Here is a 12,960-nt window from a genome sequence, read left to right as displayed (position 1 = left end):
GAGATAAACGATGCGAACCTTGGCACGAACACGCGTCGATCTGGCGGCATTCCTCCTGGCGCATCGCCAGCGGCTATCCCCTGTCGATGTGGGCTTACCCAGTGGTGGTCGCCGCCGTACGCCTGGGCTGCGACGTGAAGAAGTTGCCGCGCTCGCAGGTGTCGGATTGACCTGGTACACGTGGCTGGAACAGGGCCGTGACATAGGGGTTTCGGCTGCTTTTCTGGACAACCTGGCTAGGGTGCTGAAGCTGGATGCCGCAGAACGACGCCACTTGTTCCTGTTGGCTCACGAACGGCCACCTGCTGAACCCGGCAAAACATGGTGCGTGCTACCCCCACTGGTACGGCGCCTGATGCACGACTTGCCGCACCCCGCCTTTGTACTCAACCTGCGCTGGGATGTACTGGGCTTCAATGCGCTTGCTGATCAGCTGTTTAACTTTGGTTCGCACACACCCGAGCGTCGCAATTTACTGTGGCTGCTGTTTACCGATTCTGTTCTGCGAGAGCAATTGTATGACTGGGATGAACAGGCGCCGCAGATGTTGTCGGGCTTCCGGCGCGACTTCGCCCGCGCCCCACAAGATGCCGACATACATGAACTGGTGTCGGAGTTGGAGCGCGTTTCACCGGAGTTCAAAGTTTGGTGGCGCCGGCACGATGTTCACGCCCCCTCTGCAGGCATGCGCAAGCTGACCATTGACGGCAAGATCGAGCTGTTCGAGCACACCTCGCTGACCATCGACGAAGACCGCCACCTACGCCTGGTGGTCTATGCCAAGTTAGCAGAGCCTTCCGTCGATCTGCAGGCACCCTCTGGCTATCAGCAGGCCGAATAGAGGGTGAACAACCAGAAAAGGCGCTCCGCCATGAAGCCAACAAAACCACATACATTACTGCTCGCGTTGTGCCTGAGCCTGGGTGCCCCCCTTGCCTTGGCTGCCACAGACCTGAACGATCAGCGCGCCCCGGGCACACAATCTCACGACAATGGGCACATGAACGGCCAAGGCGATGCGACGGGCTCAGGAACACCAGGCGATAGCATGGGTACCGGTGATGGCGGTACTGATGACAATGGGACGGACAACACCGGAGGTGACGGTACCAACAGTAGCTCGGGAACCGGCAGTAATGGCTCTGGTGATAGCGGTACAGGCTCGGGCAGTGGAAGCCGCGGCTCAGCCGGTAGCGGATCAGGCTCAGGTTCCGGCAGTTAACTGAAATAGCGGATGGCGATGGGTTACTCGTTCATCGCCTATTTGGCGGCCCTGAGATCGTTTCAGCGCAAGCCCCGTTAGCCGCGCACTTAACGCCAATGCGTCATCAATGCACCGCGGATGCCACTGACCGGGTCTTGCTCAGGGAGCCGCACCTTGGCGATGCGCGCCAGCGCGCGCGGGTGGGCGGCGCTGTCGGGCCGCTGGATGTCGTAGTCTTCCTGCCCGTGTGGATAGGCGCCGACCACCAGAAAGTCATCGCTACATTGGATGCAGCGATGACCGGTACCTGCCGGCAGCACCAGCACATCGCCGCCTTTTACGCTGACGCTTTGCCCAGATGCTCCGCCAAGCGTCAATCGGGCCTGCCCGCAAGCAATGCCCAGCGCCTCATGAGCGTTAGGGTGAAAGTGGTGATAATCGAAGATCCCGTCGCGCCACAGCGGGGTCCATTGGTGAGCCGCAAACAGTGCTTCGAAGGCACGGGCATTATCCACCGACGGATCAAGCTTCAGCCGATAGAACAGCACGGGAAAACGGCTGTTCGGCGTAGCGCCGTCGTCCTCGAAATACAACGCCTGCACGGCGGCATCTGCTGTGTTCATGAGCGTCACGATGCGCATCCTGATCGGTTGTTGGGTTCACCTTCGAACCCGCCCGTTGTTGCCAAGTTCCAGCCGGCAGACGGGTGCGCATACCGTTGAAACTTTCCCGATACCTGCCAAGTCCAGACCCCTATCGATCACTAAACGGGAGCAGGTAATGACCGGCACGGTAGGCGACTTTCTGGTGGAGCGTTTGTATCAATGGGGCGTGCGGCGCATCTTCGGTTACCCCGGCGACGGCATCAATGGCGTGTTCGGCGCGCTGAGCCGGGCCAACGGCAAGATTGAATTCATCCAGGCCCGGCATGAGGAAATGGCCGCCTTCATGGCCAGCGCCCATGCCAAGTTCACCGGCGAGCTTGGTGTTTGCATCGCGACCTCCGGCCCGGGCGCCTCGCACTTGCTGACCGGGCTGTACGATGCACGCATGGACCATCAGCCAGTGCTGGCCATCGTCGGTCAACAGGCCCGTGCAGCACTGGGCGGCCACTACCAGCAGGAGTTGGACCTGCTGTCGATGTTCAAGGATGTCGCCGGTGCGTTCGTCCAGCAGGCTTCCACGCCAGAACAGGTGCGCCACCTGCTCGACCGTGCGGTGCGTACGGCCGTCGGCGAACGCCGGGTCACCGCTGTTATTCTGCCCAACGACCTGCAAGACCTGCCCTACAACGAACCCCCGAGGGCTCACGGTACGGTGCACTCAGGCATCGGCTACAGCAAGCCGAGGGTGTTGCCGTTCGACGAAGACCTGCAGCGCGCCGCCGCTGTACTCAACGCCGGGCGCAAAGTGGCGATACTGGTGGGTGCCGGCGCCCTGCAGGCGACTGAGCAGGTAATGGCGGTCGCCGAACAACTCGGCGCTGGCGTGGCCAAAGCGCTGCTGGGCAAGGCTGTGCTACCGGATGACCTGCCGTGGGTCACCGGGTCGATCGGCCTGCTCGGCACCGAACCCAGTTATCAGCTGATGAGCGAATGCGACACCCTGCTAATGATCGGCTCCGGCTTCCCCTATTCCGAGTTTCTGCCCAAGGAAGGCCAGGCACGAGGCGTGCAGATCGACCTGCAACCCGACATGCTCAGCCTGCGCTACCCGATGGAGGTCAACCTGGTCGGCGATGCCAGCGAAACACTGCGCGCACTGTTGCCGTTACTTGAATACAAGACCGAACGGCGGTGGCGCGACAAGGTCCAGACCTGGCGTGCGCAGTGGGACAAGACCGTGGCCAAGCGCGCCCTGGTCAAGGCTGACCCGATCAACCCGCAACGTGTAGTGCATGAGCTGTCCCTTCGCCTGCCCGACCACGCCATCATCACCAGCGATTCCGGCTCCTGTGCCAACTGGTTTGCCCGCGACCTGCAGATTCGCCAGGGAATGCAGTGTTCGCTGTCCGGGGGCCTGGCTTGCATGGGCGCAGCTGTGCCCTACGCGATTGCAGCCAAGTTCGCCCACCCGCAACGGGCTGTGGTTGCCCTGGTGGGCGATGGGGCGATGCAGATGAACAACCTCGCCGAACTGATCACCGTGGCCAAGTACTGGCAACAGTGGGACAACCCACAATGGATCTGTGCTGTGTTCAACAATGAGGACCTCAATCAGGTGACGTGGGAGCAACGGGTCATGGAGGGCGACCCAAAGTTCGAAGCGTCGCAGTCGATCCCTGACGTGCCCTACCATTTGTTCGCCATTTCCATTGGTCTGCAAGGTATCTACGTAGACCGCGAAGAGGATGTTGCCGCTGCGTGGGAGCGCGCGTTGGCTGCGGATCGGCCGGTACTGATCGAGTTCAAGACCGACCCGAACGTGCCGCCCCTGCCACCGCACATCAAGCTGGAGCAAGCGAAAAAGTTTGCCAGTACCTTGCTCAAGGGCGACCCCGACCAGGCGGGCATCATCGTCCAGACAGCCAAGCAGGTGCTCGGCTCGGTGCTACCAGGCAAAAAGTGATGGGCACGTCGGCTAACCGGCTGAACGTTTGCTCAGCCGGCCCGGTCGCACAACAAAGACGCAGCGGACTGCGCGAACCCTGACCGTGAGGACCTACCATGAGCGCGATCTCTCCCAATGGGGCTGAAGAACACCCCCTCTGCCTGACCCTCAATGGTCAACCCCGAACACTGCAGGTGCACCCCTGGATCACCTTGCTCGACCTGTTGCGTGAGCAGTTGGACCTGGTCGGCACCAAGAAGGGCTGTGACCATGGCCAGTGCGGGGCCTGCACCGTGCTGCGCGATGGCAAGCGCGTCAATGCTTGCCTGACGTTGGCCATCATGTGCGACGGGGCCGAGTTGGTAACCATCGAAGGGCTGGCCAGCGGCGACGTTCTGCACCCCATGCAGCGCGCATTCATCACTCACGATGCGTTTCAGTGCGGGTATTGCACGCCGGGCCAGATCTGCTCCGCCGTCGGGCTTGCCCATGAAGGGCATGCCGATACCCGCGAGGCGATCCGCGAACAGATGAGCGGCAACCTTTGCCGCTGTGGTGCCTACAGCAACATCGTCGCTGCGGTGGAAGAAGCCCTGCCGTTGATGAGGGACGGGGCCCAGCCACAACGAGGGCCGAACCCATGACGCCCTTCAGCTACCATAAGCCCGCATCGGTCAGTGAAGCCGTCGGCCTAGCTGACGCTTGCTCGCACTTCATTGCCGGGGGCACCAACCTTGTCGACCTGATGAAGGAAAACGTGGTTCGCCCCAAGCGCCTTATCGATATTTCCGGCCTTGGGCTGAACGGCATCCACCCCACCTCAAACGGCGGCGTGCGGATCGGCGCATTGGTGAGCAATGCCGACTTGGCCTGGCACCCGACGATCGAACAGCACTACCCGCTGTTATCGCATGCCATCCTCGCGGGGGCATCACCGCAGTTGAGGAACATGGCCAGCACCGGTGGCAACCTGCTGCAACGCACCCGTTGCTACTACTTCTATGACACCGGCACCCCCTGCAACAAGCGCGAACCGGGCAGCGGATGCCCTGCGCGTACAGGTATGAACCGCATCCATGCCATTCTCGGCGCCAGTGATGCCTGTGTCGCGACCCATCCCTCGGACATGTGCGTGGCATTGGCAGCGCTCGAAGCCGTGGTGCATGTACAGGGGCCGGGCGGTGAACGCCAGATACCCTTTGCGGCGTTCCATCGGCTCCCCGAGGACACCCCGGAGCGCGACAATCACCTGGCAGGCAATGAATTGGTGGTTGCCATCGAGCTGCCGCCCCCGGCGTTCGAACACCATTACCGTTACCTGAAAATACGCGACCGCGCCTCTTACGCGTTCGCGCTAGTGTCGGTCGCCGCCGCCCTGAGCTTCGATGGCAAGCTGATCCAGCAGGCTCGCCTAGCGCTAGGCGGCGTTGCCCACAAGCCGTGGCGGGACCCGGTCGTGGAGCGCATGCTGGCCGGCCAAGTGCCTTGCGAAGCGCTCTTCACCCGCGCTGCGCAAACGTTGCTGCAAGGTGCACAGCCCCTGAGCCACAACGGTTTCAAGGTATCGCTCGCCCAGCGGGCAATCGTGCGGGCATTGAATGATGCGGCGCGCGGCGCCGCGGACTGGGGAACACGACCATGATCAAACCCATACCGGTAGTTGGCACGCCCCTGGACCGCGTGGACGGCGTGGCGAAGGTCACCGGGCAGGCGCGCTATGCAGGCGAATACCCCGAGGCGGGGTTGCTTCATGGCAGCGTGGTATCCAGTACAATCGCCTGCGGTCGGGTGCTCGACATCGACAGTTCGCAGGCCATGCGAGTGCACGGGGTCATCGCCGTGCTCGACCATGGCCATCGTCCGCGCATCTCCAGTTACGACGACGACTACAGCGACGCCGATGCTGCGCAGGGGTCGCCGTTTCGGCCCTTGTTCAATGATCGCGTGCTCTACAGCGGGCAACCGTTGGCGCTAGTGGTCGCCGAAACCCTCGAACTGGCCCGCTATGCAGGTTCGCTGATCAGGATCGACTATGCCGAGGAAGCCCACCAGACAGACCTTGGCGCATGCCAACAGTCACATGCGGCACCTGCGCAAACACCGGCGCCGCGTGGCGACTTCGCCGGGCAGTTTGCCGGGGCCGCGGTGCAGGTGGATGCCACCTACCTGACGGCCAACGAGCATCACAACCCGATGGAGCCCCATGCCTCGACCGTACTGTACAAAGCCGATGGCACCCTGGAAATCCACGACAAGACCCAAGGCACCCAGAACTGCCAGGACTACCTGCACAAGGTGTTCGGCCTGCCCAAGGCAAACATCCGTGTGCGCGCGGCGTTCGTCGGCGGTGCTTTCGGCTCGGGCTTGCGCCCGCAGTACCAGTTGCCGCTGGCAGTGATGGCAGCGTTGCACCTGCAGCGCTCGGTGCGGGTTACGCTAACGCGCCAGCAGATGTTCACCTTTGGCTACCGGCCCCGCACCGAGCAGCGCCTGCGCCTGGGTGCAGACGCAAACGGGCGCTTGCTGGCGATCGCCCACGATGCGCTTGGCCAGACCTCCCGCTTCGAGGACTTCACCGAGCACCTGGTGGAATGGAGCGGCATGCTCTACCAGTGCGACAATGTGGCGCTCAGCTACCGCCTGGCCTCGCTCGATGTATACACCCCGCTGGACATGCGAGCGCCTGGGGCCGCGTCCGGGATGATTGCCTTGGAATGCGCCATGGATGAGCTGGCCTGTGCAGCGCAGATCGACCCGGTTGACCTGCGCCAGCGTAATTTTGCCGCCAACAATGCCAACGAAGGCAAACCCTATTCCAGCAAAGAGCTGCTGGCGTGTTACCAGCAAGGCGCCGAACGTTTTGGCTGGCGTAACCGCAACCCCCAACCGCGCAGCATGCGCAATGGCAGCCAGTTAGTAGGCTGGGGTATGGCCGGTGGCGTTTGGGAAGCCATGCAGATGAAGGCCAGCGCCAAGGCCCATATCAATGCCCAAGGCCACCTCACCGTCAGCAGCGCCACCACCGATATCGGGACCGGCACCTACACCGTCATGACTCAGATTGCCGCCGACGCCGCTGGCGTCAGGGTGCAGGATGTCACCTTCATGCTGGGTGACTCCTCACTGCCCACCGCCCCGCTTCAGGGCGGATCGTTCACGGTGTCGTCGGTGGGCTCGGCCGTGCGCCAGGCCTGCCAGGTACTGCGCACCAAAGTGCTGGAGCATGCGCGCAAAATGTACCCCCAAGTGGCCAGCACGCCCCGGGAGCAGATCGTTTTCGCCGAGGGCTACCTGCACGCGGGCAGCCATCGGCTTGTCTTGGCGGACATCGTTGCCAGCGCCCCAGGCGGGGAGTTTGCCGTGCAGATCGACGCCGAACCCGGCGCCAGGCGTGAACCGTTCTCCACCGCCACCCATTCGGCGGTCTTCGTGGAAGTCCACGTCGACGAGGACCTTGGCATGATCAAAGTAACTCGAGTGGTCAGCGCGGTGGCGGCAGGACGGGTGGTCAATCCGAAAACCGCGCGCAGTCAGATTCTAGGGGGCGTGGTGTGGGGGGTGGGCATGGCCCTGCACGAAGCAGCGTTGACCGACCATCGGTTGGGCCGCATCGTCAACCACAACCTGGCGGAGTACCACATCCCGGTCAACGCAGACAGCGGGGAAATTGACGTGATCTTCGTTGAAGAGCACGACGATATTGTCAACGAGCTGGGGTCCAAGGGTGTCGGCGAAATCGGCATCGTCGGGGTAGCCGCCGCGGTGGCCAACGCGGTCTACCATGCCACGGGCAAGCGTGTAAGGGACTTTCCCATCACGCTCGACAAGGTGCTGTGATTGAGCCAGCCAACATCACACGGCGCAAACCTCCTACGAGTCGACACCACGATAGCAAATGATCCCGTATTGGCCGTGCTCGGCTATCTCAAAGACCACCACCTGTACTTGCAAGGGTGCCGCATTACCAAATCGCAATGTCGTAGGTCAGGTAGATGCGATTACTGTCGCGCCCGCGGGAAAAATCAGAACGGTAGACATAGTTGCGTAGTTTTACACCCAGCCCTTTGACGGGCCCTGACTGCACAACGTAGGCCAGTTCCATGTCACGTTCCCATTCGTTGAGTTCGGCTTCAACGGAACGACCGTTGTCCCCGCTCAGGTATCGCGCCATGAACGTGAGCCCAGGGACACCGGCTGCTGCAAAATTGTAGGCATAGCTTGCCATCCAGGTTTTCTCTTCCTCCTCGATGAACTTGCCGATGCCAACGTTGCTGAACGAATAAACCGTCGCACCGCTGATGTAGGGCAGCCCGGCATCGCCATCTAGCATCTGGTAACCGGCACCGACGGTGTGCCCGGAGTGGGTATACGACACCTGCCCACTGAACATGTCGTTGTCGATCTTGCCGCCATAAGCAGCTCCGCTGTCGCGGCTCTTGAAGTAGCGCAGGTCGGTGGTGAACACCCCGCCGGCCAAGGGTAGATCGTGCACCAGCCCTGCATAATCCTGGCGGTAGAAGTGCTCGAGCTGGCCGTGGAAGTAGCTCACACGCAGTTGCTTGCTGATGGCTAAGTCAGCACCCGCAAAGCTGAAATCGCCAGACTCATTGCCGCCGTAACCATCCAGGTACAGGCCCGTGCTGTTGGACGAGTCGCGCTGCTTGAACCGATCCAAGTGGCCGGCAGTCAGCGTCAGGCCATCGACATCCGTACTGGTCAACTGCGTGCCCTGGTAGGTCTGCGGCAGAAGCCGGGCATCGTTATAAACAAGCACCGGTGTCTTGGGCAGCAAGGTACCGTGCTTGATCACGGTCTGCCCCACCCGCGCCTTGGCAGTCACGCCGGCACTGGCAAACTCGCCTGCGGCGCGGCCGTCGTCATGGACCGGCAGCAGGCCGGTACCGCTGCGGCCGCGCCCCGAGTCGAGGCGCACGCCTACAAGCCCTAGGGCGTCTAGCCCAAGGCCCAGCGGGCCTTGGGTAAACCCTGATTGGTAGTCGAGCAAAAAGCCCTGCGCCCATTCCACTCGCTCACTCTTGGCGGTCGCAGCAGCGCGGGCGCTCATGCCCTGTTCGTCGCGGAAGTTTTCGTTGAAATAGACGTTGCGCAGCTGCAGTTTGAGCTTGCTGTCGTCGATGAATCCGGCAGCGCCGGCCACAGGCAAGCAGCCGCAGAGCAGGCCACAGGTGGCCCCACGGAAAACAGCTCGGGACATGTTCGATACTCTGTTGTTGTTATTGGATGAGGCGGGCGCAAGCTGCGCCCTCTTTAGATCAGACGAAGAAGGACAAGGCACCCGTGAGCAAGGCCAGCGCAGTGATGACCAGCGATGTCAAAACCGCCCACTTCACGGTTGCCTTCTGGAAGTCGCCGATATCTCGATCGACCATGCCCACCAGCAGCAGGGTCGAAGCCACCAGCGGGCTCATCAGGTGTACAGGCTGGCCCAGCACCGAGGCGCGGGCAATTTCTACAGGGTCGATACCATACGCGGCAGCCGCATTGGCCAGGATCGGCACAACGCCAAAATAGTAAGCGTCGTTCGAAAGCACGAAGGTCAGCGGCATGCTGGTCAGCGCCACCACCAGCGGGAACCAGTGGCTCCAGGCTTCCGGAATCCAGTCCACGAGGGTCTGCGCCAACGCATCGACCATCTTCGTACCCGAGAAAATACCGGCGAAGATGCCTGCGGCGAACACCAGGAGCACCACGGTCATGGCGTTGCCTGAATGGGCGAGAATGCGCTCTTTCTGCAAGTCCAGTTGCGGGTAGTTGATCATCAATGCGGCGACAAAACCGATCATGAACAAGATGGCTGCGTGCATAACTCCCAGCACCAGCGCAGTCATGACAGCGATGACCAGCAACAGGTTCACATAGGCCAGCCGTGGGCGCTTGTGCGGGTTATCGCCGAGGATTTCCTTGATGTAGCAGTTACCACCACCGGACTCCAGCGCGATGTTGCCGATGCGTCGGCGCTCGGCGCGGCCAAGCAAGTAGGCTGTGAACACTACCCACGCTGCCCCACCGATGACGGTCGGCAGCATCGGGATGAAGTACTCGGTCGCATCCAGACCCAGCGCCGCAATGGCACGGGTGGCAGGCCCGCCCCATGGGCTCATGCCGCTCATGATGCTCAACGACAGCATCGATACGGTGGCCAGGATCATCGGGTTCATGCCGATACGCTTGTACAGCGGCAGCATGGCGGCACAGGTAATCATGTAGGTCGTGGTGCCATCACCGTCCAGCGCCACCAGCAGCGACAGCAAGGCGGTACCGATGGCGATCTTGATCGGGTCGCCATTCACCCGCTTGAGAATCTTGCGGATCAGCGGATCAAACAGACCCGCGTCGATCATCAGGCCGAAAAACAGGATGGCGAACAATAGCAGCGCCGCAGACGGTGCGACCATTTTCAGCCCATCGAGCATCATCTTGCCAAGGTCAGGCGCAAAGCCGCCAATCACAGCGAAAACAATCGGAACGACGGTCAGGGCAACGATAGGAGACAGGCGTTTACTCATGATCAGGTAGGTGAAGGTCACCACCATAATCAGGCCCAGAAGTGCGAGCATGGTCTTTTCTCTTGTTTTTATTGTGTGCGGCCGTCTATAGGGCAGACGGCCCCCTACCCCACTCGACATCACTGGGATGTTGAGTGGGATTTTAAGTCAACAATGGGAGGGGGAAGCGGCTATTAGCCGTGATGCCGAGGTTCGGCTGACCAGCTGGCCTGCGCCGTGTCCGCTTCGTCCGGTGCTGCCGGGGTGCCGTTCAGGCGACGCAGCAAGGTTTCCCGATCACAAGCGTTCTCCGACAGTGAAATGACCACCGTGGCCACGGCATTGCTGGCCAGACTGGTCAGTGCACGCGCTTCGGACATGAAGCGATCAATACCGATCAGCAAGGCAAGCCCTGCCAACGGGATGTCGTGAATAACCGTCAACGTCGAGGCCAGCGCCACGAAGCCACTGCCGGTGACGCCCGCAGCGCCTTTGGACGACAACAGCATGATCGCCAGCATTGTCAACGTTTGGCCCAACGTCAGATCGATGTTGCAAGCCTGGGCGATGAATACCGCTGCCAGTGACAGGTAGATGGCGGTACCGTCGAGGTTGAAGGAATAGCCGGTTGGCAGCACCAGCCCCACCACACCTTTCTTGCAGCCAAGCTTCTCGAGTTTTTCCAACATGCGCGGCAGAACGGGCTCGGTCGACGATGTGCCGAGCACCACCAGAAACTCCTCGCGAAAATACCGCAGCAGCTTCCACAGGCTGAAGCCGTGCGCCCGGCAGATAGCCCCCAGCACGACCAGCACGAAGAATGCGCAGGCGATATAGAGTGTACCTACCAGCTTGGCCAATGCGCCCAGGGACGTCACGCCGTACTGCCCGACAGTGAAGGCCAGTGCACCGAATGCGCCGATTGGGGCGAAGCGCATCAGGTAGCCGAAGATACGAAACACCATGGTCGAGGCCGACTCCAGTACATCGAGTACCGGTTTGCCTTTCTCGCCCATTGACGACAGAGCAAAGCCGCTCAGTACAGCGATGAACAACACCGGCAGCACTTCACCCTTGTTGAACGCCCCCATGAAGGTGTCCGGAATGATGTGCATGAAGAAATCGACCACACTGAGCTTGGCCGCAGAGGCGGTGTACTGGCTGAGGCCTACAGTGCTGAGCGTAGCCGGATCGATGTTCATGCCAACACCCGGACGGAACAGGTACACCGCCCCCAGGCCAATGATCAGGCTGACCACCGTCAGTACCAGGAACAGCAGCAAGGTCTTGCTCATCAACCGCCCAAGGGAGCGCTTGTCGGTCATGCCGGCGATGCCGGTGACGATGGTGCAGAACACCACGGGGGCGATCATCATCTTGATCAGCTTGATGAACGCATCACCCAGTGGCTTCAGCGCAACGGCCTGTTGCGCCCAGAAGTGACCAACCACCACGCCCAGCAGGACAGCGCAGAGGATCTGGAAATACAGTGACTTCGCGAGTTTCATGAGGCATCACCCATTGTTGAAATTGTGCGGATGCGATGGTTGCCAACGTGATCCGCCCCTTCCTACCCTGCCATCCTGCGCAAGGTCGGGGCGTAGACGAAGCCTGAAAAGAGTCGGCGCGCGGTTCTCACCACGGAGGCCTGAAGTGTCTTGCCATCGGCACCGCTGCGCGTAAGCGCCACGTCGATACCGCCGCTCGGGTGCTCCAGACGAACCTCTTTCAATTGCTGGGCTTGATCCCCGAGCATGTCCAAGATCACCGTGCCAGGGCTGACGCAGGCAGTCGCCAGGCCAATGGCACCGGTAATGGCCAGGGCGCGGTGGCAGTTATGGGGCATGAAGTAGCGGACCTGCAGCGTGCCGTCATAGCGCGCCGGAGAAACCAACACTGGCTTTGGAATCACCATGCCGCTGACATCGCCCAGCCCCATCGCCTTGCCTGCCTTCAGGCGCAACGCCTCCAAACGTTGCAGCAGGCGCGTGTCCGCATCCAACTGCGTCGGGGTCTCGGAACCCGTGACACCCAACTGGCTGGCATCGACGATCATCATCGGCATGGCCATGTCGATGCACGTGACTGGCACACCGTCGATGACATCCTGGGCCTGGCCAGTCGGGAACAGCTTGCCAGTCTTGCTGCCCACCGCATCGAGGAAGGTCAGGTGCACCGGGGCGGCAGTACCGGGTACCCCGTCGATCGCCGTACGGCCTTCATAACGGACGATCCCGCCAGGTGTTTCCACCAGCGAGTTAACGAAGGTGTTGGTGTTCAAATTACGGATGCGTACCAGGGTCTTGCCATCCTGGGGCTTGACCAGCCCTTGCTCAATGGCGAACGGGCCAACGGCGCACAGCATGTTGCCGCAGTTGGGCGCAGTATCGACCCGGCGCTGGGCAACCATGACCTGGACGAAGAGGTAATCGACGTCGGCGTCGGCATGCAGCGAAGGGCTGACGATCGCGACCTTGCTGGTTTGAGGGCTACCACCGCCAATACCGTCGATTTCCAGTTCATGCCCGGAGCCCATCAGGTTGATCAGCAGTTCGTCGCGTTCGACCACATTGGCAGGAAGATCCCATGCATGGAAAAAGGGCCCCTTAGAGGTGCCACCGCGCATGAGCACGCAGGGAATTCGTTGCATGATTTTGCACTCTTGTTGATCAATGGACATCATTGATGTTGTGGGCACAA

At 61.4% G+C, this 12,960-nt stretch carries 10 protein-coding genes; 5 read left to right on the top strand and 5 right to left on the bottom strand.

All coding sequences use genetic code 11. From position 1 onward, the window contains the following. Positions 1-10 precede the first annotated feature (10 nt). Positions 11-841, top strand: coding sequence for a helix-turn-helix transcriptional regulator (locus tag GIB19_RS02940; RefSeq protein WP_099429558.1), 831 nt, complete (start codon positions 11-13; stop codon positions 839-841). A gap of 470 nt (positions 842-1,311) precedes the next feature. Here the strand turns inward: GIB19_RS02940 and GIB19_RS02935 are convergent, their stop codons facing one another. Then, entirely contained in the window at positions 1,312-1,827 is a 516-nt protein-coding gene (locus GIB19_RS02935; protein ID WP_099430912.1) for a cupin, read from the bottom strand. A 157-nt stretch (positions 1,828-1,984) separates the two neighbouring features. On the opposite strand from GIB19_RS02935, the gene GIB19_RS02930 reads away from it, so the two are divergent. The 4 genes from GIB19_RS02930 to GIB19_RS02915 all read left to right on the top strand — a co-directional run bounded on the left by GIB19_RS02930 (position 1,985) and on the right by GIB19_RS02915 (position 7,591). After that, positions 1,985-3,772, top strand: coding sequence for a thiamine pyrophosphate-requiring protein (locus tag GIB19_RS02930; protein WP_099429560.1), 1,788 nt, complete (start codon positions 1,985-1,987; stop codon positions 3,770-3,772). 98 nt (positions 3,773-3,870) lie between these two features. Then, positions 3,871-4,398 (top strand): (2Fe-2S)-binding protein, encoded by a 528-nt coding sequence (locus GIB19_RS02925; protein ID WP_099429561.1) that lies wholly within the window; start codon positions 3,871-3,873, stop codon positions 4,396-4,398. Then, complete coding sequence (locus GIB19_RS02920) at positions 4,395-5,396, top strand: FAD binding domain-containing protein (protein ID WP_099429562.1); 1,002 nt, start codon at positions 4,395-4,397, stop codon at positions 5,394-5,396. Before GIB19_RS02925 ends, GIB19_RS02920 begins: the two co-directional genes overlap by 4 nt. Further along, positions 5,393-7,591 (top strand): xanthine dehydrogenase family protein molybdopterin-binding subunit, encoded by a 2,199-nt coding sequence (locus GIB19_RS02915; RefSeq protein WP_274883428.1) that lies wholly within the window; start codon positions 5,393-5,395, stop codon positions 7,589-7,591. The genes GIB19_RS02920 and GIB19_RS02915 overlap by 4 nt, the downstream gene beginning before the upstream one ends. 124 nt (positions 7,592-7,715) lie before the next feature. Here GIB19_RS02915 and GIB19_RS02910 read toward each other — a convergent pair whose 3' ends face one another. The 4 genes from GIB19_RS02910 to GIB19_RS02895 all read right to left on the bottom strand — a co-directional run bounded on the left by GIB19_RS02910 (position 7,716) and on the right by GIB19_RS02895 (position 12,910). Continuing rightward, entirely contained in the window at positions 7,716-8,969 is a 1,254-nt protein-coding gene (locus GIB19_RS02910; protein WP_274883427.1) for an OprD family porin, read from the bottom strand. Between the two features lie 58 nt (positions 8,970-9,027). Then, a complete protein-coding gene (locus GIB19_RS02905) occupies positions 9,028-10,332 on the bottom strand; it encodes a CitMHS family transporter (protein WP_027596501.1) in 1,305 nt (434 codons plus the stop codon). A 122-nt stretch (positions 10,333-10,454) separates the two neighbouring features. Further along, positions 10,455-11,768 carry a C4-dicarboxylate transporter DctA gene (gene dctA, locus GIB19_RS02900; RefSeq protein WP_274883425.1) on the bottom strand — a complete coding sequence of 438 codons (1,314 nt, stop codon included), beginning with the start codon at positions 11,766-11,768 and terminating at the stop codon, positions 10,455-10,457. A gap of 62 nt (positions 11,769-11,830) precedes the next feature. Further along, a complete protein-coding gene (locus tag GIB19_RS02895) occupies positions 11,831-12,910 on the bottom strand; it encodes a 4-oxalomesaconate tautomerase (protein ID WP_099429566.1) in 1,080 nt (359 codons plus the stop codon). Positions 12,911-12,960: the final 50 nt, after the last annotated feature.

Origin of the sequence: Pseudomonas sp. ITEM 17296 (assembly GCF_028895205.1) — a bacterium.
In the GTDB taxonomy this organism is placed as follows: domain Bacteria; phylum Pseudomonadota; class Gammaproteobacteria; order Pseudomonadales; family Pseudomonadaceae; genus Aquipseudomonas; species Aquipseudomonas kermanshahensis.
Note: the sequence above shows the minus strand (reverse complement) of the source record. Positions and strands in the feature narration are given on the sequence as shown.